The following is a 23,681-nucleotide window of genomic DNA, read 5'->3' as shown; positions in this document are numbered from 1 at the left end:
TCCCACGGGCGGATGTGCAGATAGTGCGCCAGCAGCCACCGGTACTCGGTGATCAGTCCCCGGATGCCGTCGGGTCGGGCACCAGGTGGCCTTTTCCCAGAGCGACGAGCGCCGCGTCCACGTCGGCCCGGTCGTAGGCCAGGCGCCGCAGGTGCGGCAGCGTCGCGTCGATCGCGGAGTCCTCCGACTTGGCCAGGGCCTCGGTGAGGATGTTCGTCAGGACCTCGTCGATCTCGGCCCGCTCGATCCGCGCGGTCAGCCGCCGCCGCCACCCGGGCACGTCGAAGGTGTGGAAGGCCAGGTTCTTGTCGTCACGGCGCCGGTGGGCCCAGAGCACCGCCCGCATCGCAGTCGGGTCCTGGACGCGCAGCCGGTCCTCGACCAGGCGCCACGGGGTGTCCCCCATGGCCTCCTCGATGGCGGCGGCCTCCAGCGCCGACAGGTCCTCCGTCGACAGCTCCAGCTTGGTGCCGTCGTCCTGCACATAGGTGATGATCACGAGGTCCCTTTCTCACTCCAGGTCCCGGCGCACGTCGCCCAGGACCCGCTCGATCTCGGCCCGCATCCGCGGGGTCCCGTCCCGTACCGTCTTCGTCCACCAGCCCGCCGGGCGGGCCCACTGCGTCGCCCACCGCTTCCGGTTGTCGAACACCGGGTGGCGCAGGCGGCCTTCGTCGATCTGCTGGGGGACCCCGTTCGCCTTCGGCTCCAGCCGGGTCCAGTCCATCCAGACCCGGGCCCCCGGGCTGGCGCCCGAGCGGACACTGATCCGCACGCCGCGCGCGAGCATCGCCCGGAAGGGCCTGGTCGTCGGGGACCGGCCGCCCCGCTTCCCCGCCTTGCGGCCCTCGCTGACCAACGGCTGGGTCCGGATCGCCTGCTGCAGGTCCCGGTGCAGCGGCTCCGCGGCCCGGCGGATCCGGCGGGCCGTGTTCTGCCGGAGCCGCGGGCCGCCCGCCGTGCGCAGCCGCCGGGACAGGGTCACCAGCTGGCCGGTCCCCAGGATCTGCACACTGCGGACCACGGCTCAGCCGCCCCCGCCCGCAGCCGCGGGGATGAGGACGTTCTCGGCGGGCTCGCTGGTGATCGCGAACTGGCACATGATCTGTGCGGCGCCGTCCAGTTCACGGACCTTCGCCTGGGAGGTGACCTGCACGGGGAACAGGTCCATCGGCTGGGCCGGGACGTCGCCCTCGTCCATCCACACGATGAACCCTCGGGCCTCGCGCACCAGCAAGGTGCGCACATCGTCGCCGTCCTTGCTGGCCCAGAACGTCAGGCTGGAGTCGGCGGCGGTGATCTCGCCGGGCACCGTCGGCGTGAAGCGGGAGCCGAGCGCGGGGGTGGGCACGGTGCCCGAGGTGGTCTGCCACCCCTGCATCGCCCCGGTCTCGCCCTCCAGCGCCGTGCCCGCGTCCAGCTCGGCACGGGTCGGGCTCTGCTTGTTGACGATCGTCGGCACCCAGAGCACCCGGGAGGTGCCGCGCCGGTAGTACCTCGTCGCTGGCTGAATCGGCGTTGCCATGGTCAGTCCCCTCCCTCTCGCCGGCGGCGCGGTGCCGCCGGCGTCTCCGCGGCCGGGGCCGCTGCTGTCTCTGCGGCCGGGGCTTCCGCCTCGACCCGCTCCCACCCGGACCGCTCGTAGTGCTTGACCGAGATGTCAGGCACCTCGATCTCCTCGTCCAGGCCCTTGTGCTGCATCCGCACGCTCACGACGTGCCCCTCTCTCTCCTAGGTGAAGGCGCGGCCGGTCACGGTCATCAGGAGGACCGTCTGCACGCCGCTGTCTGTCTGGTCCTGCACCAGCCGGGTCCCGGAGACCCACGCCGTCAGCGAGGGCAGGCCGAGCGTCGGGTCGTCGCGGAGCCACACCTCGGGGCGGGCGCCGATCGCCTCGACCCGGAGGCGGGCGGCCGGGGCGTTCGTGTCGCCCCGCTTGGTCGCGGCCGCGCAGGTGACCTGGAACTCCTCCTCGCGGCCGGTGCCGCCCAGGTCCGTCCACTCGATGACGGACTGGGCGGCCTCGAAGTCGCCGTTCGGATCGCCGTCGAACCCGATGACCAGCCAGTCCGGCACCGTGCTCGCCGTCACCTCCGGCCCGTCGGACACGTACACCCCGGCCAGGAGCGGGTCCGCTTTGCCCAGCGCCACCAGGCGGGCGATCACCTCGGGTACGCGGGAGGCCATTACGCCACCCCCGGGGCGAGCCGGTAGGGGCCCAGCAGCTGCAGCACCCGGTTGGGCACGGCGTAGCCGAAGCCGGGGACGGGCTCGCTGACGGAGAAGTCGTCCCCGCCGGCCAGGACCGGGCCCCGGCCCGCGTTCTGGGTCCGCCAGAGGTGCTGGACCAGCATGCGGGCCGCCAGGTTGACCGTGGCCGGGATGTCCGGCCGTCCGGCCTGGTAGGTGACGCGGAGCGGGCCGAGGAACCGGCCGCCGTCCGCGCGGCGGACCTCGCCGGTGGCGCCGTCGAGGACCAGGGCGGCCACGTCGTAGCCGGGGCCGCCGGTCACGAGCGGCTCCAGCGCCGTCAGCTCCAGGGCGGGGGGTGTGCGCAGGAACAGGATGCGGGCTCCGGGGGCCTCGTGGGTCTCCGTCACCTGCCGTGGCTCGACCGGGCCGATGAACCGGTCGATGACCGGGCCGATCGCCTCGATGTAGGCGGTCAGCTCCTCGTCGTCGGTGTCGTCGGTGAGGTTCAGCTGTGCCTTGGCCTCGTGCAGTGTCAGCAGCGCCATGCCCGCCCCCCTGCTACTTGCCGCGGGCGGGGGCCTTGCGGCGGCCGGCGGTCGCGGTCTCCGCTTCGGGGGCCGTCGCCGTCTCCAGCGGGTTCTCGTCGTCGCCGGGCGGCTCCGCGAGGCCGGCGGCCACCAGGTCGGCGGCTTCCCCGTCGGGCAGGTCGGCCAGGTGGCCCCGCGGCGGCCACGGCTCGCCGTCCCTCGTCCCGGACAGGCTCACACTCATGCGCACGCGCATGGCTACTCCCTTCGTGGTGGGCGGGCCGGGGCGCCCCGGGGGCGGCCCCGGCCCGGGATCAGGTGGCGGCGCCGGCGAAGACCTTGACCGCGCCGGTCTGGTCCACCAGGAGCCCGTCCGCGCGGATGATCGCCCGGTAGGTGACCAGGTCGGAGTTGAACGCGTAGTCGTCCGACCGCTCGAACCGCACGCCGCCCGCCATGCGGACGAAGTACTGGGAGAAGTCACCGAACGCGACGGACTTCGCGCCCGTGCCGACGGCAGCCACGGTGGGGTCGGTGTGCACCGGCTTGCCCAGCAGCAGGTCCGGCACGCCGACCTGGATCGACGGCTGCCAGAGGTACTGGCCCTGGTCGTCCTTCAGCTTCCGGGCCGCGCCGAGCGTGGCGTCCCGCATCAGCCAGGCGCACGAGCCGCTGTTCCGGTACGGGGCGATGACCGAGTAGTACAGATCGATCAGGTCGTCCGCGGTGAACGCGCCGCCCGCCCCGGTGCCGCCGGTCTTCCCGGTCGTCGCGGAGGTGATCACGCCGGTCGGCTTCGAGGACCCGTCGCCGGTGACCGCGTGGGCGCCGAACGCGTTGCCGAGCGCCCGCCCGGCCTGCATGGACAGGAAGCCCTCCAGGTCCACACCGGAGTCGGTGAGCAGCTCGGTGGACGCCTGGAGCAGGACGCCGTACTTGTAGGCGCCCAGGGTCCGCTTGGCGAACGCCGGGTCCGACTCGGTCAGGGTGGCGGCCTCGGGGGTCAGGGCCGCGCTGGAGTACGCGGTCGTCACCGGGATGTCGATGCTCTCGCCCGACGCCGTGTTCAGGACGGTGGGGCCCGCCATCATCACGCCGGACACCTCGATGAGGTGCTGGACGAGCTGGCCGTAGAACGTGACCGGCACGGTGTGGCCGCCCGCGGTCGCGGTGCCCTTGAGCAGGTCCCGGAAGGCCACGCCGGCGGGCACCGGGATGTCGATGCCGCGCACCTCGCCCCGCGCCCACCGGCGCAGCTCGGAGTCCTTGTCCTGCGGGGCCTGCCGCTGGTCGGCCGGCCTGGCGAGGAGCTTCGCGAACGCCTCCTCGGCGTCCTTGTTCCGCTGCTCCGCCTCGGCGAGCTGCTTGGCCCGCGCGTCGATCTTGTCGAGGTCGGCGTTCAGCGCCTGGTACTGCGTCTCTTCCTCCGCCGACAGGTCCCGCTTCTCCTTCTCGGCGGCGTCGAGCAGCGCCTTGGCCTGCTCCCAGATACTCGCGCGGCGCTCCTGGAGCGCCTTGATGTGGCTGGACATGAGCCCTCCTGGGCATGACGACGACACCCCCGGCCGGTGGCCGCGGGTGTCTGGTGGTGGATGGGTGAGGTGGGTGTCGCCCTGCCTCAGAAGGTGCGGCGGTTCATCAGCTCGGCCCGCCGCTGCCGTACCGCGAGGAGCGGGTGGGTGTCGCCCTGCCCGCTGCCCGGGATGACCGTGGGGGCCGGGGCCCCGAGGAACCGCTTCAGCTCACCGGCGTCGGCCGCCGCCCGGACCTCCGCGAGGTCCGCGCCCGCCCGCTGGGCGAGGGACCGCAGGCCCGTCGACGTGTCCAGGTAGGCCGGATCGTTGACGGGCGCGACGTCGACGAGCTGCCCGGACAGCAGCGTCCGCACCGGGAACCCGTCATCGGTCATCGCCCAGTCGTCCTCGAACGTGAAGAACGCGAAGCTCGACTCGGACACGTCGCCGCGCTGCACCAGCTCGTACACGTCCGCCCGTGCGGCCGGCACGTCGACGCTGTAGTCCAGGCCGGTGCCGTCGGTCTGCAGCCGCAGCGTGCCCGCCCGGGTGGTGCCGAGCAGCATGTTGCTGTCGTGGTTGTAGCGGGCCATGGCCCGCGGCCAGCCGTCCCCCTCGCTCTTCGCGAAGAAGCCGGGGTCGATCCGCTCCACGAACCCGCCCAGGTTCCGCGAGAGGCTGTTGAACTTCGCGGCGTAGCCGCCGATCGTCCTGCTGTCGCCGGCCGCCCGGACCTCCACGAGGCCGCGCGTGAACCGACGCTCCTGCTCTGTCATGGTCCCTCCGTCGCCGCGGGCGGCCTGTAGGAGCCGGTGAGCCTGGCACCGGCCTGGTTGAGGATGTCCCTCGCCTCGTCCGCCGTCAGCATCACGCCGACGCCGGAGCCGAGCTTCTGCACCATCTCGACGATGTTGCGGGCCGTGGCCTGGTCCGGGTCGAGGCTGACCGACATCGCCGACGACAGCGGCAGGTAGGTCTGCCCCAGCCCGTTCGGCAGCGGCGCCTCGTCCTCCAGGGCCCGCACCTGGTCACGGTTGCGCCACCCCTGGTCCAGAGACATCCCGTGGGCCTGCATCCGGGACAGCAGATCGGTGCGGAGCATCGCGTCCGGATTGAACCGGACCTCCTGCTCCGGCGGCCGCAGCCGCGACAGCGCCTGCTCCAGACGGGTCAGCCACGGCCGGACCGTCCACGTCAGCAGGTCGATGCTGTTCTGCTCGACCGTGGCGTAGGTGAGGCTGCCGCCCGTCTCCCCGCCCACCTTCTCCGGCGGCACCCCGTAGATCGCGGCGATCTGGTTGGCGGTCGCCCTGATCGTCTCCAGGAACTGGGACTCCTCGGCGGGCACGCTGATCGGCCGGTACTTCACCCCGTTGCCCAGCGCGACCACGTCCCGGCCCTGGGCCGCCTCCTTGAACCGGGCCTTGAGGATGTTCGCCGCGTCCTGGCCGACCTCCAGGTCCGTCTCCAGGACAGCACTGGGCGTCGAGCCGTTCGCGAACCAGTCCCGCCCGAACTGGTTCGCCAGCAGCCCCGTCTCCGTCGTCACCGCGAAGTGCCCGATCGGCGACAGCCCCAGGGTCTGCCCGGGCAGCGTGTAGGCCGGGATGTGGAACAGCTGCCCCTCCTCCAGCCGCCGGCCCTTGTAGTACCAGACCGGCACCGGCGCGAAGTTGTCCTCGACGTGGACGTCGTCCGGGTGCAGCCACTCCACCTGGCTGGGCCACCCGTCCGGCCCCCAGCCCACCACCAGCCCATACGCGTTGCCCCGCAGGGTCAGCGAGGTCATGCAGCGGTGCAGCCAGTCGTAGCGCGAGCCCGCCGCCGCAGGCGTCCGCAGCAGCACGGGCAGCGGCATCGGCAGACGCCCGTCCCCCGCCTGCTGGTACATCTTCACCGGCAGCGACGCCACCGCGTCCGCCAGCAGCCGCGTAGCCGCGTACACCGGCGACAGCCGCAGCGCCCGCTCCTGGCCCGTCCCCCGCAGCGCCGCCGGGTCCGCCCCCGCCCCCCACACGTCCTGATAGGAGATCGCCCGCTTCAGCGCCGTCCGGCGAAAGGGCCACCACCTCATGACTGCCCCCTTCACCACACGCTCTCCAGGATGTTCTTCGGCTTCTCCACGCCGGCCCCCAGCCCCCACTTGGCGAGCGTCCCGGCCACCAGCGGGCTGATGTCCACCGACGGGATCCGCCGGGCCCACGCCCACGCATCCCCCAGCGGACGCTTCTGCGCGCCCGCCAGCGCCGACGCCAGCGGCGCATCGTCGAAGTGCGTCATGGCCTGCGTGGTGACCGCGTCGTAGAACTGGCCGCAGGCCGCCGCCATGTCCCGGGCCTTCGGCTTGACGACCTCGATGCCCAGGGCCTCCTCCAGCTCCGGGATGAGCGAGGCCGCCGGGCTGGCCGGGTCGACGACCCAGCACCGCGGGGAGTACTTCCTGTGCAGCTCCTTGGCCCGCTCCACGATCCACCCGGTCCCGGGCCGGTGGTCCACGACGGTGACGTGCACACCGCCCAGATACGGGAACGCCGCGCTGATCGCCGCGTGCGACCGCTCCGGCGTCATGTCGACGGACAGCACCACCGGGCCCGCCCTACGGGCCCCGGCGACCGCCTGGACATCCCCCACGGCCAGGGCCCGCCACGCCTCCTCCGCGATGACCTGCCACGTCTCCGCCTCGTCCGCCGGGTACTCGCCGGCCCCCAGCCGCTCGCGCGCGTAGCCCGCGGCGCTCAGGGTCGACCGTTCGTTGGCGGTCTTCTCCAGCGTCAGCCGGTAGCCGATCGCCGGGTTGGCCTTGAGTACCGCCTCGTCGGATCCCGCGTCGTCGTGCTTGTCGCAGTCCCTCGGGCACTCGTCCACGTGCAGGTCACACGACCACTCGAAGTACGCCAGCGACGGGTCCGGGGTGCCGGACTCCAGGGCGGCCAGGGCGCGGCGCCGCAGCCTGCCGAGTTGCACCGAGGGCGCTCCGATCCCCGCCGAACCGAGGTACCAGATCTGCGGGTTGTCCACGGCCGCCATGGTTGGCAGCAGGGCGTCCATCGCGTCGTCACCAAGGATCATGTCCTCGTCGAGGATGTTGCAGTCGCCGGTGAAGCCCCGCCCGCTGCCCTTCGACCGGGCGATGAACCGCAGCGTCTGCCCCGAGTGCAGCTCGATCGACTCCTCACCGACCGTGTACCGGTACGCCTTCACACGTTTGTGCAGGTCAGGGCACCCGCGTATCAGTCGTTCGATCCGCTTGAACGCGGCCTTCGCCGTCTTGAACTCGTGCGCCGAGTGGAGGATGAGCTGCTCACCGCCGATGTACAGCCCCCATAGCTGGCGGGCCTCGATGATCCCGCCCTTGCCGTTCTGCCTCGGCACGTTGACACAGCACTCGAACGCGGCCCACGACCCGTCCGCCCGCTCCCCCATCCCGCGGCGCAGCACGTGCTGCTGCCACGGGTCCAGGTGGAGACCCGCCCGCGCGGCCAGCTCGATGGCCTCCTGGCCGGCGCTGGACACCGCCGGAGGCACGGTCTCGATCGGCGGCATCTGCCAGCCGTAGACCCGCCCGTCGTCACTCACCGGCGGCCGGGACGGCACGGAGCCGCGCGCGGCGCTCCGCCCGCTCACGAGCGATGTCATCGACGCCGTCCCCCTCCTCGCCCACGGGCGCCAGCTTCCGCAGCTCCACCATCACGGCCCGTAGCGCCGTCGCGGCGTTGGCGAGGGCGGTCTGCCCGCCGGGCTCATCCATCGACCGCGCCAGCCGGAGCGCGACTTGCGCAAGGCCAGGCGCTATTTCGTCCGAACGGAGTTGGTCGATCTCTTCTGTGATCTTGTCCTCGACCGCACCCATGATCACCCCCGGTCGTCACTCTTAGTTATGTAACTGTGTGTGACTTCCGCTAATTCGGTCGAACCCGGTTCGCGGTGATTAGCCACTAATTCAGTCGAACTGAGTTCGAGGTGAATAGCCCCGCGCAAAAAAACGGGCGACAAGGGCTTTTGGGTCGCCCGGTCCCGCCCTCAAAAGACAGGCAGGGGGGAGGGGGCCCGGTCACCACTCCAGCGCGGTCCCGGCGCTCTGGCCGGGGGCGGTCGCGGTCCGCGACCGGTACCAGCGGGTGGCGACCCGGCGCATCTCGGGGTCCCGCATGGCGTCGATCCGGGCCATGACGATGCTGCGTCCGGGGTCGACGGCGATGACCTGGGCGTCCATGCGCCGGTAGCGGGCGAGCCACTTCGCGGAGGGCATGGTGTGGATCAGGTAGACGTCGGTGCGGGTGCGGTGCTCGAACGCCTCGTGCATGGCTGCGTAGCGGGCCTTGTGGGCCACGCGGAGCAGGGTGGGGTTCTGGTTCCAGTTGGGGGCGCCGGGGCCGGAAAGCGCGCGGGTGATGCGGTCGAGGTCGATGACGATGTCGCTCGGCTTGGCTCTGCTCTCGATCCAGCTCGTCTTGCCCGCAGCCGGCGGACCGGTCACGACGTACAGCACTGTGTGTCACCACCTGAGCTGGGGTTGTCGTGGTGCGGGCCGGGGTGGCGCGGTGCGGTTGCCGCGTGCGCTGTTGCAGCGGCGGTGCGCGGGCCGGGCGTTGGCCTTGTCGAGGAGCTGGCCGCCCCGGGAGAGGGGCTGTTCGTGGTCGAGGGTGAAGCTGAGCGGGTGCCGGGCGTCGAGGTGGTAGCCGATCTCCCGGCCGCAGAGCCAGCAGGGCAGGCGCTGCGCGCGGAGCCAGTCGACGAGGCGGCGGTAGGGGCGCCCGTTGCGGGGGTTGCCGGTCACGGGCGCCTCCTGTCCTACTGCTCGCCGTCCAGTTGGGCGGCGAGGGCGTTGAACGCGTTGACGTACTGGTTCGCAGCGCGCAGCGTGGCCGACTCGGGCGTGACCTTGTAGGTCTGGGCTGCTCCGTTCCCGAAGATGACGTTGATCATCGCTGCGCCCTTGTCCTTCCGGCCGGTCACGACCGCCGAGGTGCCGAGGGTTGCGGCGCCAGCCAGGAGCCGGGTCGCGGTCCACGCTTTGTGGGCACCGGCGTTGACGAACTCGGCTTGGCCTCCTCGGACCGGGCCCGCGCCGGTCTGGCCCTTCTTGGACGAGGGCCAGGCGCCGATGCGCGCGGCCTGGTTGAGGGTGGTCTCGGCGGGGTGGTCGTCACGCCAGAGCTTGAGGTCGAGGCGTTCCTGGGCGCGCTGGTCGGCGGCGGCGCGTCGTTGTGCGCGTCGTTCCTCGCGGGCTGCGGCGCGTGCGGCGGCTTTCTCAGGATCTCTGTTGAAGAGCACGGGTCCCCCCAGGGATGTCGGGATGCTGGCGTGGGGGTCATCCTCGGGCATGTGGGGGCAGCGTGGTGACGGTGTGTCCGTCCTGTGACGTGGCGGGTCCGCGCAGGGTGCAGCGCCAGCAGCAACCCGCACGTTGTGAGCGATCGGGCGCCCTGCGCGGACGTGTAGGCACGAGGAAGCCCCGGGGCCTGGTGGCCGTCCGGGGCTTCATCGTGAGTCTCGTGGTGCCGTCTGCGGGCACAGGTGTTCACCGCGATCGTGACAGGTCTCTGACCTGGGGTCAAGCGGCGGCTTGTGCGCGGCGGGTGGCGTAGAGGGCGGCGACATCCCGGGCGGCGAACCAGGGGTGGCGCTGGGTGCCGCCGACGCGGGTGAGGTGGCCGCGGCGGACGAGCTGGCGGACGCTGCCCGGAGCGATGCCGAGGAGCTGGGCAGTCTGGCGGGTGGTGAGGCGGCCGGGCGGGGCGTACAGGTGGTCCATACGCCCCATGATGCGCCAGCGCTCAGGTGGTCTTCTTCTTGGTGCCGCCTGCTTGGCCTTCTGCGATCTGCTGGGCGCGGGAGCGGGTGACTCCGAGGGCGGCGGCGACGTCGGCGTGGCTGGCTCCGGCGGCACGCATTTCGAGGACGGCGGCTCGGCGGATCTCGCGGAGGGCCTTCTGGAGGTCGGGGATGCGGTCGAGGATCGCGGCGGCCTGCTTGGCCCGGGTGGCGGGGTCGGGGTCGGCGGCGGTGGCGCTGATCTGGTCGAAGGCGTTCTGGATGGTGTCCATGACGTCACTGTACATCCCGGGGTTGACGTCTGTACATCCTGGGATGTACAGTGGAGTCACAAGCACGGGGGAGAAAGGAGGAAAGAATGAACTGGGACCGAGCGGCAGTCCTTGCCTCGCTGATCATCTCCGCGATCGGCGCAATCGCCACCTGCATCTGCGGGTGGTACGCAAGGGAAGCGGTGAAGCGCCGGGGGCGCCACCGCCGCCGCTGAGAAACCGGAGGGGGCGAAGACTAGTCGCCCCCTCCGGGGTCCCCATCATCCCAGACAGACCACCCACCCGGCCAGCCACGAAGGAGCCACATGCACCCGCTCATCCGGTACGGCGACATCATCGCGATCACCGCAGCAGGGATCACCCTGGCTGCGGTCGACACCCCCACCGGCGCCTGGATCTTCTGGGGCATCTGCGCGGCGATCATCGCTGCCGTCAGGATCTACCGCGTCCGCCTCACCCGCCGCTGAACACCACGCGCCCGGCGCCCGTCCCGCATCTAGCGGGGCGGGCGCCGGCCCATTCCCCGGGGCGCGCGGGGTGCTACGACGTCTCCGGGCCCGCCCCCATCGAGGGAGACGGGCCCGGAGACGGGCGGTAGATGCCGGTAGACGGAGTGGTAGACGTGCAGGTCAGGCGGCGGTAGACGCTGCGGGAGACGGGGCCGGGGCGCTCTCGGGGGGAGTGGCGGTGAGGTCGCGTCGGCGGACCCCCCAGGTGGGCACACGGGCCACCTTCACGGACCGGGAGACGGGCACCCTGAGGGCGGCCAGGTGGGCGCGCAGGTCGCTGACCGTGCGGCCCTCCCACTGGCCGTGCTCCTGGAGGTGGGCGAGGACGGTGCGGAGGTGCACCCCGGAGCCTTCTCCCATGAGGTCGAGGAGGAGGGTGCGCAGGGCCTTCCCCGATGCCCCCGGCGGGGGCTCCTGGGGCAGGGGCTCGGTGGGGGTCTCCTCGGCCTCTTCGGGGGCTGGTCGGCCTGTGATCCAGGCGAGGGTCAGCCACGCGGCGGTGAGGGGGCAGAGGAGGGCGGGCAGGGCGCGGATGAGGCGCCAGCCGAGGTAGAGGCCGAGGGCGAGGAGGGCGAGGCGGGCCCAGCAGCCGAGGACCGCGCGCCAGCCGGTGAGGTCGTTGCGGCGGGCGCGGCGGGTCCAGCGGGCGAGGGCGGCGCCGGTGCGGCGGGCGGTGAGCCGGTGGCCGGTGGTGAGCCGGGCGGCCGGGCGGGCGAGGCGGCTCACAGGACCCCCGCTCCCTGCACAGCGGCGACCACCGCGTCACCGACCCCGTTGAGCGCGCCGGGGAGCCAGGCCAGGGCCCCGGCGACACCGGCGGTGAGGAGCAGGACGGAGCCGACGAACGCGCCGCCCACGATCCGCTTCTTGTCCTTCTTGCCTGCGGCCTTGAAGGCGAGGACGACGAGAACGATGACGATGACGGCGACGACGGCGCCGGTGGTGCCCAGGCCGGTGAGCTGCCCGGTGGTCAGTCCGCTGCCGGAGGCGGTGCCGGTGGCGGCGGTCCCGGCGCGTTCGCCGGTGCCGTTGGCGACGGTGCCGGTGCGGGAGTGGGCCCAGCCGAGGAGGCCGCCGGGGCAGGCTGCGGCGCACGCGGCGCCGCCGAAGCCCTTCCCGAACGCGGCCAGCTGCTTCAGCTCCCTGTTGCCGGTCCACCAGGGGTAGAGGTTGCAGGTCAGGATGATGAGGGCGGCGAGGAGGCCGCCGAGGGTCAGGGTGGTGGTGCCGGTCATCGGGTGACTCCGGTGAGCATCAGGAAGGGGTCCCACCAGTCGAAGACGCCGAGGGCGCCGAGGCTGGCGGTGACGAGGAGGAAGCGGGGGACGACGCGGCCGGTGCGCCGGTCGAGGGCCCACGCGGCGCCGATCGCGACGGTGGCGACGATGTAGGCGGCCAGGACGCCCGCTTCGGTGCGGGCGTCGTGGAGGGCTCCGGCCCAGAGGCCGACGGGGCTGCGGCCGCCGGCCCAGGGGGTGAGGGCGGCCGTGATGGCGAGGATCATCCGCCAGGTGACGAGGCGGTCCCAGAGCCGTGCCCACCACGGGGGCGGTGCGGGCTCCGGCTCGGGCACGGTGAGCACCAGCTCGTGGATGTGGTGCACGACCTGCGGGAGCGGGCCGGGCGGCGGCGCTGCGGGCACGGGCACCGGGGGCGCCGCGGCGGGCGGCGGGGGCGGGGGCGGGGTGCGCCAGGGCGGGGCCTCGCCGGGCTCGGGCGCCCGGGCGGGCAGCGGGGCACCGGCGGGGATGATCCGGGTCGGGGTGACGGGTCGTCGGGGCTCGGGAATGGTCATGGCGGGGTCCTGGTGGCCGAAGGGGCTGACGTGAGACCGGCGGAGGAGGGCGCGGGCGCGCAGTTCGTCACCGCCGAGGGGCGGGCGCGCGGCCTGGCCGTGCTGTCGGCTGATCATGGGAATCCTCAAGTGGAAGGACCAGACGAGCGGGGGCAGGACGCTGGGCGGTGAGCGGCAGCGTGGCCGGGTGGAGTACCAGCGGCAGGCCGTGGAGGGGCCTGCCGCCCGGTCTCTTCAAACGGGGGTGCTGACCTGGAGCTGGGGCAGGTCGTCGGGGTGGAACAGGTTGTGTCCCCGGGCGTCCTTGCCGTGGACGGGGATGCGTCCTGCGGACACCCAGGTGCGGACGGTGGACTTCTCGATGCCGTAGTGCCGGGCGACGTCTGCAGAGGTCAGCAGCGGCGGCGCGGGGGTGTCCTGCTCCGTCTCGGGCGCGTCCTGGGTGTCCTCAGGGCGCGCGATGAGGGGGAGGAGCCGGGCGCCGGGCGGGACCGGGCGCGGGTAGGGCGGGACGGCCCGGGACGCGGGCGCGTCCTGCGTGTCCTGGCCGTCCCGGGGGGCGTCCTCGGGGCGCGCGACGATCGGCAGGAGCCGGGTGCCGGGCGGGACGGGGTGGGGGTAGGGCGGGACGCTCGGGGACGCGGGCGCGTCCCGGGCGTCCTGGGCGTCCGCGTCGGTGTCCTGCCACGGGGACGCCAGGGTGATCGTGGCGAGGGAGGCGGCGTGCCGGCGGGCGGCGAGCAGCTCCAGCAGCCGGGCCCGCTGCTCCTCGGAGGCGCCTGCCTGGGCCTTGCCGACGGCGACGGAGAGCCGACGGGCGGTACGGGCCCGGCGGCGGCCGCGGGTGTCCGGGGTGTCGGCGAGCTTCGCGGCGAGGTCGACAGCCTTGAGGGTCCAGCGGTCCCGGGTGATCTGCTCGGCGCTGCGGTCCCGAACAGCGAGGCCGAGGCGGGACAGCAGCCGCTCCCGGGCCTCGCGGGCGAGGAGGGCGGGCAGGGACTGGGAGGCGGCGTCGGGCCGTCCGTGGCGCAGCTCGATACCCATGGCGAGGTGCCAGAGGAGAGCGGCGAGGACGGGGCCGACGACCGCGCGGACGGTGCCGCCGATGATGCCGGACTCGCTGTAAGCGGGGATGACCTGGACGCCGGTGATGACCCAGACCAGGATGCCGGGCGTGCCGGGCGCGCCCTGGGCGCGCAAGTTCTGCCGGGCCATCAGGGCGCAGGAGAACAGGGCCAGCTCGGCGGCGGCGAACATGGCGCCGCGTTCGGTGGCGGAGGCCATGTCGAGGCGGTGCTCGGCGAACCGCCAGCTGGTGTCGGCGCTGTAGGCGGTGCAGGCCATCGCAGCGAGGGAGGCAACGGCGACGGCGGCCGGTGTCCTGCGGAGCGCCCGGAGGAGCAGGCCGAGAACGGCGAGCGCGAGGACGAGGGCGGTGATGGTGAGGACGGGCGAGGCGAGGGTGTTCACTGGCCCCCACCCGCCTTCAGGGCCTCGACGTACTCGTCGACGGTCCGGTAGTCGGCCGGGAGCAGCTCGGTCTGCTTGCGGAGGTAGTCGGCCTCCCACTGGAGGCCGAGGGTTGCTTCGCCGCCGAGGGTGGCGCGGATGGCGGCCTGGATCCGGGTGATGCGGTCGCTGGCGTGCCGCTCGTACCTGACAAGGTCGGTGTAGTCGTGGCCGGGGTGGGGCAGGGTGAGGGTTTCGCTGATCGCGGCGAGCAGGGCCCGGACCGGGCCGGTCAGAGTGTCGGGGGTCTGGCTCATCGGTGCTCACCTCGCAGGTGGGCGAGGTCGGCGATGAGGCGGTCGAGGCGGACGGCGGCGACGCGGAGGGCCTGGGCGAGGTGCCGGGCGTCCTCGGGGGCGACGGTGGCGTCGATGTCGACGTGGACGGCGAGCAGGGGGCGCGGCTCGGGCAGGGTGCGCCCGTGCGGCGTCTGGGTGATGTGCGCGTCCATGATGTCGAGCTGGCCGTAGCGGGCGGTGATCGCGCTGGCGGTGGTGGCCGCCCCGTTGTGGGTGAGGTCGGCGAGGGCGTTGACGGGGTCGTTGTCGTGGCCGGTGCACCAGGCGGGTTCGGTCACGGTGACCTGGCCGTGGTCGATGGTGCGGAGGGTGACGGTGCCGTGCCGGTACTGGGGGTCCTGGGGGGTGGTCATCGCTTGCCCCCGCCCTGGCGGGCGCGGCGCAGGGCCTCGTCCATGTTCGGGTCGGAGTCGCCGTTGGCGAGGGCGGCGGTGCGGAAGCCGGTGGCGGCCGGGGTGTAGTAGCCGGCGCCGGTGGGGTCCATCTCCCGGTTGGCGTAGGTCCAGTGGCCGAGGTCGGCGGGCTTCTCGTGGCTGTTCCGCATCAGCCGGAAGTGGTGGCTGATGGACTGGCGGGCCATGACGCGCAGGAGGCCGCCGGTGTTTCGGATCTCGGTGGTGTTGTGGAGTCGCCGGTAGAACGCCAGGAAGGTGTTCTGGGTGAGGTCGTCGACGAGGTGCTTGTCGCTGTCGTCCAGCAGGTGGTGGATGGTCGCGCGGACCATCGGCAGGTAGCTGCTGTAGGTGGTGGTGAACAGCTCGTCGAGCTGCTGGGCGGGGTCGATCGGCGCGCACGTGGGCGCGCTAAGGTTCTGCTGGGTCATGAGGAGGTCGCTTCTCTCTCGTGATCAAGTCCTCGGGTCGGCGTTTGCGCGCCTCCCGAGTGGCGGGTACAGGTCCCTCGGCCGGCGGTGCAGTCGCCTAAGCCGGGGGGCCTTACTCGTTGGGTTGGTCTTCAGTTGTGGAGTCGGGCGGCGGTGCAGTCGCCGGTCCGTACTCGTTCATCGCTCTTCGCACGATGCGGACGTCGATCCCGGTTTCCCGGGCGACAGCCTTCTTCGTTCCGAGTTCTCGGACGCCTTCTTCGAACGCTCTTGCTCGGCGTCGGGCGCTGGCCGCGATCTCGTCCCGTAGCTCACGCTGTCGCCGAGATTCGGCAGCAACGCGCTCGCGCCAATTGGAGGTTGGCACGCAGCTCAGTATAGGGGGACACAGTGTCCCCCTGCAAGCGTTCGGCGCGCTCACGCTGCTTCCTTGGGGGCGAAGTGCACGAGCAACGCCCAGTCCTGCGCCGTCTCGTACACGTAGCCGCACCACGGGCAGACCAGCCGCGTCTCCCCGGGCAGACGGCTGATCACCGCCCCGCAGACCACACCCTCCCCGGTCACGGCCACACAGTTCCCCAGCCGCTGCGGCCGCGGCTCCAGCGCCCCCACGACAGACTCGGCAGCACGCCGCAGCTCCAGCACCTCACGCGCCAGATCCCCGGCCGCCGGATAGGCCGCCACGATCCAGTCACGCTGCAGGGCCAGCCACCGGCAGTCCTCCACCAGCCCGCCCGGAGGCGGAGCACCCCGGTGCGGCCACCGGACCCGCCGCACGTCCTCCCGCCACGAGCGCATCACCTCGCAGGCGCGGCCCCAGTTCACCGTGTCGATGACGTCCTCGTTGACCGGCGACCGCGGGCCGGCCGAACCTCGCGTCGGGATGATGTCGCCGAACGTGGAACGGCGGGGCACCAGGCACTCGCCGACCTCGTCGTACAGCCCGGGCAGGTCGAGCAGGTTCTTCACCAGCTCGTCCCCGTGCCGGGTGCACAGGTAGCCGCGGGCAGCGTTGCCGCAGCACTCGCAGGTGGACACAGGGGATCTCCTTCGGGGTGGGCGACTGGACTCCTTCAGGGAGTTCAGCGCGGGTTGCGGCTGGGGGCGGGCCCGATCCTGCGGGCCCGGCCAGCGCCGCTCAGAAGGGGGGTTCGTCGCTGTGCCCGGCGCGCTGTGCTGCGGGCTGCTGCTGCGCGGGCGGGGTGCCGCCCCAGCCGCCGTTCTGCTGCTGGCCGTTCGCCGGGCGGGCGCCGGCCCACGGGTCGCCACTTGCTTCCTGGCGGGAAGCTTGTCCGCTGCTGGCCTTGGTGACCTTGGCGGTGGCGAAGGTGAGGGACGGGCCGACCTCGTCGACGTCCAACTCGTAGACCGTGCGCTTGACGCCCTCACGGTCCTCGTAGCTGCGCTGCTTCAGCCGCCCCTGGACGATGACGCGGAGTCCCCGGGTGAGGGACTCGGCGACGTGCTCGGCAGCCTGCCGCCAGACCGAGCAGGTGAGGAACAGGGCCTCGCCGTCCTCCCACTGGCTGGTGCTCTTGTTGAACGTGCGCGGGGTGGACGCAATGCGGAACTTCGCAACGGCCACGCCTGCGGGGGTGAAGCGCAGTTCGGGGTCGTCGACCAGATTGCCGACAGCGGTGATCACGGTCTCGCCTGCCATGACGAACTCCTTCGGGATGGGCAGCCGTGGGTGTATCCCCACGGCTGGGGAGTGCTGGTGAGTGGCCGACCTGGTTTCCGCGGGCGGCCGTTCTTGCGCGGCGTTCAGGTGTGGACATGTGGACGTGGACATGTGGACGCGTGTCCACGTCCCCCCGTCGCGCGTGACGCGAGTGAACACGCATGTCCTATTTGTTGTTATATAGAGCGGTCTAGGGCGGGCTTCTCTGAACGAGACGGGGGGTTGTGGACACGTGTCCACGTGTCCACATCGCTGCGCGCGTCCACGCCCCTGCACGTCCGATCAGTCCGTCTTCACGCAGAGGCGGTCGCCCTCGCCGAACACCCAGTCCCGGGCCTCCGCCAGGTCCACGGCCTTGCGGAGCACCTTCCGGTCCCGGCTCGCCATACGGCGGTTCAGCTCGCCCCAGGTGATGCCGCCGACCTGCGAAGAGTGCTTGCGCACCAGGCGGGCCACCCGTTCGACGGCGACGGTCGCATCCGCCATCGCCTCGTGCTCCCGAACGACCTGCAGGACCTTGGCCGTCTCCTCCCGCTCCCGCTCGGCGGCGGCCTCCCGCTGCGCACGCTCCACCAGGTGGTCACGCACCCCGCACGATGCCGTCCACACGATCTCGGCGAGCGACCAGTCGTCCTCAGTGACGTACTCGCGGTCGTCGAGCAGCGCGAGCATGGCCGCTACCTTCACCTTGATCAGTCCCGCGTGGCCGTCGAGTTCCGGGACTTCGATCTCGCCGCGGTTGCGGGCGATCCGCTCAGCCCACAGGAGCCGGCGGATCCGCTCCGGGAACTTCAGGTCGCGCGGCTCGCTGAGCTGCCGGGTGCCGGGATGCCTGGACAGTGGGCCAGGGTTCTCCGGAGGGAAGTCGGGGATGGCCGGGTCGTCTGCCCAGCCCCACAGGAAGCGCTGCGGGGTGCCGGTGCTCGCGTCTGCGAGGACTGGCACCGCGGTGCTGGGCTGGAAGCCGACGAGCAGGCCCAGACTGTAGGAGCCGGCCGGGATGTATCGGGTCCGTTCCTCGCTGGCGTTGGTCTGCCCCAGCGTTTCGCCGACGGCGGCCCGACGCAGAGTCTCGCCGAGGACGGAACCGTTCCGCTCGCCGAGCTTGGCGATGGTCTGGCCCTCGTCGACGTAGAAGTAGGCGTTGTGGCGCACCTGCTTGCGGACCCGGCGGGTGACGGGGTCGCCCTTGTTTCTGCCGTGGGTGTGAAGCTCCCCTGTGTTCTCCTCGACGGTGCCCATGAAGGCTTCGGCGATGCCCTCGCCGCTGCCCACGGGCAGACCGTCACGGAAGTCACCTTCGGGCGCGGGCATCAGGTTCCGGGTCAGCGAGGATCCGGTGGACTTGCCCGCACCGGAGTTGCCGACGATCGCCGAGAAGATGTTGAGTGACGCCCGCCCGCCGATGCCGGTGACCGCCCGGTAGTGGTGGGAGACCATGCCGGAAAGGCGGGCGAGGCTGCTGTAGAACAGCACATCGCCAGAGCAGCCTTCGGAATGCGCGGCATCCCGGATGTGCTTGAACAGCGGCCGGGCGTTCCAGAACTCCTCGGGCAGACGCCCGGGTCGGCCAGCAACCTCGGGGTCTGCCTCGTGGACGTCCGGCGCCCAGGCCGCCGCGATACTCATGCCGCCGCCGGGTCGCCCGGGTACGGGACGGGTGCCCACACCTGGTTGAACTCGGAGTCGGTGTGACCGGCGGCGAAGTGGTCGGCGGCGTCCTTGCCGGTGCGGGCCTGGACGACGTACACGGAATGTGCAAGGCCCCGAAGGGAGTCGACGACGACGGTGGCGTGCTCGCGGCCCTTGGCGTCGCGGTCGGCGACGATGGTGACGTCGGCGCCTTCAAGGTACTGAGCGTGCTCGGCGGTCCACTTCCCCGCCCCGCCCGCGTTGCAGGTGGCGGCCAGGCCGTGGTCGATGAGCGCGTGGACGTCCTTCTCGCCCTCGGCGATCCAGATGACCCGGTCTGCTTCCTTCGCGGCGTGCAGTTCGGGCAGCCGGTAGGGGACCAGGGGCACGAGCCGGTTGCCCTGCTTGTCGTTGAGGGACCAGCGGCGCCCCGTCTTGGTGTCGGGGGCGGGCCGCCACTGCGCGAAGTCCTTGTGGTCGCAGCGGGTGACTCCGTGCACAGTGTGGCCGTTGGCGTCGCGGTAGACGTACTGCGCGACCCGCTTGTGCCCCCGGTCGAGGCAGGGAATCCACGCGTCGTCGGCAGGCCGATCGAGGGGACGTTCGAGAGGCTTGTCGAAGAGGTCGGCCAGGGTCCAGCCGACCTCGGTGAGGAAGTCCTCGTTGCCCATGCACTTGTGGCAGTAGACGGCGACGCCTTCGGCGGTGCGCTTGATGGCGACGGTGCCGGGGGCGTCACCGCCGTGGCAGATGCCGCGGGTACGGAGCGCGCCGCCCTGGTACCGCATGGGCTCGCCCCTGTCGCGGAGGAGATCCGCGAGCCTGTTGAAGGCGATCGTGTCAGTCACGAACTGCTCTCTTCTACGAGCTGGGTCTGGTGGTTCGTGGCGCGCGGCCGCCGCGTGGAAGGACGCGGCGGCCGCGCGCGGTCATGCGGCCTTGCGCTTGGCCTGGGCGATGTCGTCGGCGGCGGCGGTGATGCGGTAGCACCAGTTCCGCGCGGCGGTGATCACGGTCAGCGGGCTGGGCTGCTGCTCCAGGTCGTGCCGGATGGAGTCGAGGACCATCTCGTGCAGCGCACGCTCGGAGGCGCGCTGCACGTACAGGCGGTCCTCGGTCTGCGGCGTCAGGGCGCCCAGGTCGGCAGGTTGGTTGACCGGCCACTGGCCGGGGTTCTTCTTGGTCACCGTGCCTCCTTGCGGTGGATCGGCCAGCCGGGCCCGGGCGGGGTTTCGGGCAGACCACGAAGAGCGTTCGGGGAGTGGGCCGGGCAACGCAGGCCGGGGAGAAAGGGGCGGACCCGGTCGGCTTCCTGGCAGGGCCGCAGCTCGGCGCCGATCCAGTGCCCGCACTGCGGAAGTGCCTGCTTGTTCACTTCGCCGCCCGGAGCTTGGCCACGGCGGGGGCGAAGAGCACCCGCAGGGTGGCGATCTGCTCGTCACTGAGGGGCGGGGCCTCGTCCACGATCCGCTCGATGCGAGCCCAGTAGGCCGCGTTGCGGACAGGGTCCTCGAAGCGGACCGGACGGGACCGGCGACGCCGGGCCTTCCCGGTCGCCGGCGTCTCGTTCACGGTGCTCATCCCCGCATCACCGCCAGCACGGCGTCGACCTTCGCTTCGAGCGTGGCAGTGCGGGCCGCGATGCGGCGGTCCCCTGCCTCACGGTCGAGCCGGGCGATCTCGGGGTCGCCGTCGAAGTCGTCCTTGGCGATCTCCTCGGCCTGGTCGACGACGGCCTCCAGCTCAGCGACGAAGCCGCGCATCTCGGTGAGCACCGCACGGGCCTCGGCCGCCGTGAGCTCGCCGGTCGTGGTGCCGTAGTCGAGCCAGACGCGGGTCTCGCGCCCGTAGGCCTGCGGCTTGTCGTTCGCGAGGACGATGCGCGCGGCGAGGAACGGGACGCGCGCGTTCTCGGACGCCGAGGAGCTGGCGTCGATGTCGCGCAGCGTGGTCTCCACCGGGGCGGTGGAGTGCCAGTCCGGTTCGGACGGCTCGTCGTGCTTGGTGATGCACCAGGTGGGGCAGCTCCAGCGGGTCATCCACTCGGCGCCGCGCATCTGGGCGGTGAGGGGGCCGTCGCCGTTGAGGAACCCGGCGACCCCGACGTTGTACTCGGCGAGCTGGGCGCGGACGCGGGCTTCGGCTTCGGCGAGGCTGATGCGGGCCGGGTTGTACACGGTCTCGTAGGCGTACTCGTCGAAATCGGGGGTGGCCCAGACCCGCACCGGCTCGTTGGCGGGGGACGTGATCCGGACCGCGCCGATGGCAACGGTGACCCCGGTGTGCGGACCGGGGCGGGTCGACGTCGCCGTTGACGTCGTGGTTCCCTTGGACATGAGCGTGTTCCGTTCTCTTACTTGTCGATAGGTGCGGAGTGCTCGACAGAGGCGGCCGGCTGGACCCCGGCCGCTTCGTCGTTTTCCCTGCCAGCTGCTCCCGACTGGACCTCGGGAGCGACCGTGCCATCACGCTGAGGGATGTATGGGCTCAGAAGCTTGGCCAGCTCTCGCAGCTCAAGCACGAGGGCCAGGCGGTAGAGAGCCTCTACGGACAACTGCTTCTCGCCCCGCTCCACCTTGGAGAGGTGACCGGGGTCGATGTGGGCCCGCTCTGCCACAGTTCGCAGCCCCATGCCCCTGGCGGTGCGGACTGCACGCAACGGGGAGGTACTGCGCAGTGATGTTGATTTGGTGCGCATAGATGGAGAGTAGGCCGATTGTTGCCCCTCGTGCAAGCTTCACTCTGCAACTGTGCGCATAGATCCTGCTTCGGTGTTGACTGGTGGTCTACAGTGAGGGCATGTCGAAGCGAGTGGATGAGGCGAAGTCTGAGCAGGCGGAGCTCTACCTGCTGACCATCAACCAAGTGGTCTCCTACAACCTGGCTCGGGCTAGGCGTAGCCGAGGATGGACCCAGGACGAGACTGCCGAACGCCTGGAGGCGGAGAGCGGGAAGCGCTGGACCGCGGCAACCTTGAGTGCTTCTGAGCGAGCCGTAGCGACAGACCGCCCCCGCATCTTCGATGCAAACGAACTTGTCACGTTTTCTCGCGTGTTCGAATATCCGGTCTCCTATTTCATGCTCCCAGTGGAACGGCCAGGAATTGACGCGGATAACTTCTTTTATCGCCTTCATCGGCACGTGGAAGGGGAGGAGCGGCAGAAAAAACCGCTCCTCAGAATGAAGGATCTCCTGTTCGCTTCAATTCCCCTCAGATATCCTGCGACCGTTGTTGACACTGTGAACCGGCTGCTTGCGCCCCAAAAGCTGGTTTGGCAACCATCAGCCCGCGTGGAGTGGGAAGACGGAGAAGAGGCCTACGACACGTGGCGTTCCCTAAATGAAGGGGAGGGCGAAGAGTTCACGCTGGATGAGTGGAGGACCATCGCAGACTTCGCTCAACTAATGCAACGCCATTCTGCTCCCCGGCTCTTGCGGCTGCTAGCTGACGCATCCGAGCAGGTAGAAAGCCCGTCAAGTGTGTGGCAGACGGATGACTCGCCATTCTGACCTCTCGCCCCGCCAAATGAATGTAGGCGGGTCTTCTCCAGAAATAAAAGAGGCCCCTCCGTACTGCGGAGGGGCTTCGTGAGGGTGCACCTGTGCTGATGGCGGCCCATCTTCCTCTTGCCAGAGTGCCGCCTAGCCTGGGTGCACGGCGGCGGCACCTCGTTTCCAGCGGAACACCACTGCCTCATAGTCGAAGTACCCCCCGTCCGGCATCCGGCCCGGCCGCGGTGTCTTCAGCGTCACCTCGACCAGTGATCGCAGAGCCCCCCGCTGCTGCTCCAGAGTCATGGACTTCCACGCCACCCCAACATCCGGCGCCCCCACCAGGCCGGCCAACGGGTCGGCGATCACCGCCCGGGCCAACTGCCTGGTGACCCCCTCCAGCTGGCCGCGCGCCGTGTCCATGCCCTCCGTGAACGGCACCAGCTCAAGCTGCCCCGCGCCGAACAACCCGCCGAGGTCCCGCATCCGCGCCCGGATCAGCTCGGCCTCCGCCTGCAACGCTGCCACGTTCACGCCCTCCGCCGACGGCTCCAGCAGCTCATGCGCATCCGGCCGCTCCAGCCGGCCGATGACCGTGTCCACGACGTACCGGTCGACGATCTCCGCGCGCCGGCCGCCGCCGTGCCCGGTCGGGCACCGGTAGCTCGGATACGAGCGGCCACCGGACTGCGTGACCGTGACGTGCTCGGTGCAGTCCCCGCGCCCGCACTGGTACAGCAGCGAGCCCAGCCACTTCGGCTGTGCCCCCGGCGTCGTGACCCGGGCCGGGTCCGTCAGGATCGCCACGACGGCCCGGAACTTCGGCTCGGGCACCAGCGCCTCCCACTGGCCCCGGCCGACCTCCTCGCCCCGGTACACCGCGATCCCGGCGTTCCTCGGGCGCAGCAGGATCGCGCGGGCCTCCTGGTGGGTGAACTCGTTGCCGAGGGTCGTGGTGATGCCCTTGCTCCGCAGCCAGTCCCGGAAGCCGCGCACCGACCCGCCAGTCAGGATGAGGTCGGTGCCGTACTCGATGGCCGCCTTCTCGTCCGGCCGGGCCCCGCTCATGTCGAAGACGGGCGCCTCGGTCTCCTCGCCCGTCTTCCGGTCGATCCTCTTGCGCAGCTCCCCGGTGGGCACGCCCCAGCCGAACGGGCGGATGCCGCCCGTCCACTCACCCGCCATGGCCTTCTGCTGGCGGGCGCGGGCGACGCGCTCACCCTTGTGCTCGGACTCGTGCCGGGCGACGGCGCCGAGGATGCGCGCGGTCATCCGCCCCGAGGGCGTGGACAGATCGATCGGCCCGGCCTGGCAGGTATGCGTGTTGACGCCGCGGCGCTCGGACAGGTCGATGTACTCCTCCAGCTCGGTGGGGGAGCGGTGGAGACGGTCGGTGTGCCAGGCGATGACGACGGTCGCGGTACCGCCGTCGAGGTCGGAGAGCATCCTCCGGTAGCCCGGCCGCTTCTTCCCGCTGTAGGCGGAGAGGTCGTTGTCGATGTACGTCTCGACGACGTCCCACTCGTTTCGGGTGGCGAGGGCCTCGCAGTCCTCGCGCTGCCGGTCCACTCCAAGGTGGGCGCCGGTGCGGTCCTGGCTGATCCGCAGGTAGATGACGGCGCGCGTCCGGGCGCCCCCCGTTGGAGTGGTCTTCATGACC

At 71.5% G+C, this 23,681-nt stretch carries 35 protein-coding genes; 2 read left to right on the top strand and 33 right to left on the bottom strand.

The window, feature by feature from the left end:
- Positions 1-52 precede the first annotated feature (52 nt).
- From ACZ7LB_RS03880 to ACZ7LB_RS03800, 17 genes are all read right to left on the bottom strand, one after another.
- Positions 53-499, bottom strand: coding sequence for a S1 domain-containing protein (locus ACZ7LB_RS03880; RefSeq protein WP_471465247.1), 447 nt, complete (start codon positions 497-499; stop codon positions 53-55).
- 12 nt (positions 500-511) lie between these two features.
- Positions 512-1,024 (bottom strand): hypothetical protein, encoded by a 513-nt coding sequence (locus ACZ7LB_RS03875; RefSeq protein WP_471465246.1) that lies wholly within the window; start codon positions 1,022-1,024, stop codon positions 512-514.
- Positions 1,025-1,027: 3 nt separating this feature from the next.
- Complete coding sequence (locus ACZ7LB_RS03870; RefSeq protein WP_471465245.1) at positions 1,028-1,525, bottom strand: phage tail tube protein; 498 nt, start codon at positions 1,523-1,525, stop codon at positions 1,028-1,030.
- Positions 1,526-1,527: 2 nt separating this feature from the next.
- Complete coding sequence (locus ACZ7LB_RS03865; RefSeq protein ID WP_471465244.1) at positions 1,528-1,713, bottom strand: hypothetical protein; 186 nt, start codon at positions 1,711-1,713, stop codon at positions 1,528-1,530.
- Positions 1,714-1,731: 18 nt separating this feature from the next.
- Entirely contained in the window at positions 1,732-2,187 is a 456-nt protein-coding gene (locus tag ACZ7LB_RS03860; RefSeq protein ID WP_471465243.1) for a hypothetical protein, read from the bottom strand.
- Positions 2,187-2,738 (bottom strand): head-tail connector protein, encoded by a 552-nt coding sequence (locus tag ACZ7LB_RS03855; RefSeq protein WP_471465242.1) that lies wholly within the window; start codon positions 2,736-2,738, stop codon positions 2,187-2,189. The genes ACZ7LB_RS03860 and ACZ7LB_RS03855 overlap by 1 nt, the downstream gene beginning before the upstream one ends.
- Positions 2,739-2,751: 13 nt before the next feature.
- Entirely contained in the window at positions 2,752-2,976 is a 225-nt protein-coding gene (locus ACZ7LB_RS03850) for a hypothetical protein (RefSeq protein WP_471465241.1), read from the bottom strand.
- A gap of 58 nt (positions 2,977-3,034) precedes the next feature.
- Complete coding sequence (locus ACZ7LB_RS03845) at positions 3,035-4,252, bottom strand: phage major capsid protein (RefSeq protein WP_471465240.1); 1,218 nt, start codon at positions 4,250-4,252, stop codon at positions 3,035-3,037.
- Positions 4,253-4,338: 86 nt separating this feature from the next.
- The gene (locus ACZ7LB_RS03840; RefSeq protein WP_161227642.1) at positions 4,339-5,010 is read right to left on the bottom strand and encodes an HK97 family phage prohead protease; all 672 of its coding nucleotides are present in this window, start codon (positions 5,008-5,010) and stop codon (positions 4,339-4,341) included.
- A complete protein-coding gene (locus tag ACZ7LB_RS03835) occupies positions 5,007-6,308 on the bottom strand; it encodes a phage portal protein (RefSeq protein ID WP_471465239.1) in 1,302 nt (433 codons plus the stop codon). The genes ACZ7LB_RS03840 and ACZ7LB_RS03835 overlap by 4 nt, the downstream gene beginning before the upstream one ends.
- An 11-nt stretch (positions 6,309-6,319) precedes the next feature.
- On the bottom strand, positions 6,320-7,810 hold the full coding sequence (locus ACZ7LB_RS03830; protein WP_471465238.1) for a terminase: 1,491 nt from the start codon (positions 7,808-7,810) through the stop codon (positions 6,320-6,322).
- Positions 7,803-7,982, bottom strand: a complete 180-nt coding sequence (locus ACZ7LB_RS03825; protein ID WP_471465237.1) for a hypothetical protein — start codon at positions 7,980-7,982, stop codon at positions 7,803-7,805. The genes ACZ7LB_RS03830 and ACZ7LB_RS03825 overlap by 8 nt, the downstream gene beginning before the upstream one ends.
- Positions 7,983-8,285: 303 nt before the next feature.
- Positions 8,286-8,711 carry a hypothetical protein gene (locus ACZ7LB_RS03820; protein WP_471465236.1) on the bottom strand — a complete coding sequence of 142 codons (426 nt, stop codon included), beginning with the start codon at positions 8,709-8,711 and terminating at the stop codon, positions 8,286-8,288.
- A gap of 18 nt (positions 8,712-8,729) precedes the next feature.
- The gene (locus ACZ7LB_RS03815; protein WP_471465235.1) at positions 8,730-9,011 is read right to left on the bottom strand and encodes an HNH endonuclease; all 282 of its coding nucleotides are present in this window, start codon (positions 9,009-9,011) and stop codon (positions 8,730-8,732) included.
- 14 nt (positions 9,012-9,025) lie between these two features.
- Positions 9,026-9,508 (bottom strand): hypothetical protein, encoded by a 483-nt coding sequence (locus ACZ7LB_RS03810; RefSeq protein WP_471465234.1) that lies wholly within the window; start codon positions 9,506-9,508, stop codon positions 9,026-9,028.
- A gap of 280 nt (positions 9,509-9,788) precedes the next feature.
- A complete protein-coding gene (locus tag ACZ7LB_RS03805) occupies positions 9,789-9,989 on the bottom strand; it encodes a hypothetical protein (protein ID WP_471465233.1) in 201 nt (66 codons plus the stop codon).
- A 22-nt stretch (positions 9,990-10,011) separates the two neighbouring features.
- Positions 10,012-10,281 carry a helix-turn-helix domain-containing protein gene (locus ACZ7LB_RS03800; protein WP_471465232.1) on the bottom strand — a complete coding sequence of 90 codons (270 nt, stop codon included), beginning with the start codon at positions 10,279-10,281 and terminating at the stop codon, positions 10,012-10,014.
- Between the two features lie 305 nt (positions 10,282-10,586).
- Between ACZ7LB_RS03800 and ACZ7LB_RS03795 the strand changes: the two genes are divergently transcribed.
- The gene (locus tag ACZ7LB_RS03795) at positions 10,587-10,748 is read left to right on the top strand and encodes a hypothetical protein (RefSeq protein WP_471465231.1); all 162 of its coding nucleotides are present in this window, start codon (positions 10,587-10,589) and stop codon (positions 10,746-10,748) included.
- 162 nt (positions 10,749-10,910) lie between these two features.
- On the opposite strand, the gene ACZ7LB_RS03790 is transcribed toward ACZ7LB_RS03795, so the two are convergent.
- From ACZ7LB_RS03790 to ACZ7LB_RS03720, 15 genes are all read right to left on the bottom strand, one after another.
- Positions 10,911-11,516 carry a hypothetical protein gene (locus ACZ7LB_RS03790; RefSeq protein WP_471465230.1) on the bottom strand — a complete coding sequence of 202 codons (606 nt, stop codon included), beginning with the start codon at positions 11,514-11,516 and terminating at the stop codon, positions 10,911-10,913.
- Entirely contained in the window at positions 11,513-12,025 is a 513-nt protein-coding gene (locus ACZ7LB_RS03785) for a hypothetical protein (RefSeq protein ID WP_471465229.1), read from the bottom strand. Before ACZ7LB_RS03785 ends, ACZ7LB_RS03790 begins: the two co-directional genes overlap by 4 nt.
- Positions 12,022-12,702: a hypothetical protein gene (locus ACZ7LB_RS03780; protein ID WP_471465228.1), complete on the bottom strand. Its 681-nt coding sequence runs from the start codon at positions 12,700-12,702 to the stop codon at positions 12,022-12,024. Before ACZ7LB_RS03780 ends, ACZ7LB_RS03785 begins: the two co-directional genes overlap by 4 nt.
- A gap of 117 nt (positions 12,703-12,819) precedes the next feature.
- On the bottom strand, positions 12,820-14,055 hold the full coding sequence (locus ACZ7LB_RS03775; protein ID WP_471465227.1) for a helix-turn-helix domain-containing protein: 1,236 nt from the start codon (positions 14,053-14,055) through the stop codon (positions 12,820-12,822).
- On the bottom strand, positions 14,052-14,351 hold the full coding sequence (locus ACZ7LB_RS03770; RefSeq protein ID WP_471465226.1) for a hypothetical protein: 300 nt from the start codon (positions 14,349-14,351) through the stop codon (positions 14,052-14,054). Before ACZ7LB_RS03770 ends, ACZ7LB_RS03775 begins: the two co-directional genes overlap by 4 nt.
- Positions 14,348-14,746, bottom strand: coding sequence for a DUF6907 domain-containing protein (locus ACZ7LB_RS03765; RefSeq protein WP_471465225.1), 399 nt, complete (start codon positions 14,744-14,746; stop codon positions 14,348-14,350). The genes ACZ7LB_RS03770 and ACZ7LB_RS03765 overlap by 4 nt, the downstream gene beginning before the upstream one ends.
- Complete coding sequence (locus ACZ7LB_RS03760; protein ID WP_471465224.1) at positions 14,743-15,216, bottom strand: RNA polymerase sigma factor; 474 nt, start codon at positions 15,214-15,216, stop codon at positions 14,743-14,745. Before ACZ7LB_RS03760 ends, ACZ7LB_RS03765 begins: the two co-directional genes overlap by 4 nt.
- Before the next feature lie 417 nt (positions 15,217-15,633).
- Entirely contained in the window at positions 15,634-16,254 is a 621-nt protein-coding gene (locus tag ACZ7LB_RS03755) for a hypothetical protein (RefSeq protein WP_471465223.1), read from the bottom strand.
- A gap of 100 nt (positions 16,255-16,354) precedes the next feature.
- Positions 16,355-16,876, bottom strand: a complete 522-nt coding sequence (locus tag ACZ7LB_RS03750) for a single-stranded DNA-binding protein (protein ID WP_471465222.1) — start codon at positions 16,874-16,876, stop codon at positions 16,355-16,357.
- Between the two features lie 303 nt (positions 16,877-17,179).
- Positions 17,180-18,373: a hypothetical protein gene (locus ACZ7LB_RS03745; protein WP_471465221.1), complete on the bottom strand. Its 1,194-nt coding sequence runs from the start codon at positions 18,371-18,373 to the stop codon at positions 17,180-17,182.
- 149 nt (positions 18,374-18,522) lie between these two features.
- A complete protein-coding gene (locus ACZ7LB_RS03740) occupies positions 18,523-19,377 on the bottom strand; it encodes a toprim domain-containing protein (RefSeq protein ID WP_471465220.1) in 855 nt (284 codons plus the stop codon).
- A gap of 81 nt (positions 19,378-19,458) precedes the next feature.
- Positions 19,459-19,716: a hypothetical protein gene (locus ACZ7LB_RS03735; RefSeq protein WP_471465219.1), complete on the bottom strand. Its 258-nt coding sequence runs from the start codon at positions 19,714-19,716 to the stop codon at positions 19,459-19,461.
- Between the two features lie 184 nt (positions 19,717-19,900).
- Complete coding sequence (locus ACZ7LB_RS03730) at positions 19,901-20,110, bottom strand: hypothetical protein (protein ID WP_471465218.1); 210 nt, start codon at positions 20,108-20,110, stop codon at positions 19,901-19,903.
- Entirely contained in the window at positions 20,107-20,865 is a 759-nt protein-coding gene (locus ACZ7LB_RS03725; protein ID WP_471465217.1) for a DUF6907 domain-containing protein, read from the bottom strand. The genes ACZ7LB_RS03730 and ACZ7LB_RS03725 overlap by 4 nt, the downstream gene beginning before the upstream one ends.
- Before the next feature lie 17 nt (positions 20,866-20,882).
- Entirely contained in the window at positions 20,883-21,227 is a 345-nt protein-coding gene (locus tag ACZ7LB_RS03720; RefSeq protein ID WP_471465216.1) for a helix-turn-helix domain-containing protein, read from the bottom strand.
- A gap of 101 nt (positions 21,228-21,328) precedes the next feature.
- Between ACZ7LB_RS03720 and ACZ7LB_RS03715 the strand changes: the two genes are divergently transcribed.
- A complete protein-coding gene (locus ACZ7LB_RS03715; protein ID WP_471465215.1) occupies positions 21,329-22,039 on the top strand; it encodes a hypothetical protein in 711 nt (236 codons plus the stop codon).
- Positions 22,040-22,171: 132 nt separating this feature from the next.
- On the opposite strand, the gene ACZ7LB_RS03710 is transcribed toward ACZ7LB_RS03715, so the two are convergent.
- Entirely contained in the window at positions 22,172-23,677 is a 1,506-nt protein-coding gene (locus ACZ7LB_RS03710; RefSeq protein ID WP_471465214.1) for a recombinase family protein, read from the bottom strand.
- Positions 23,678-23,681 lie beyond the last annotated feature (4 nt).

This window comes from Streptomyces sp. NPDC107521, from assembly GCF_055598485.1.
Note: the sequence above shows the minus strand (reverse complement) of the source record. Positions and strands in the feature narration are given on the sequence as shown.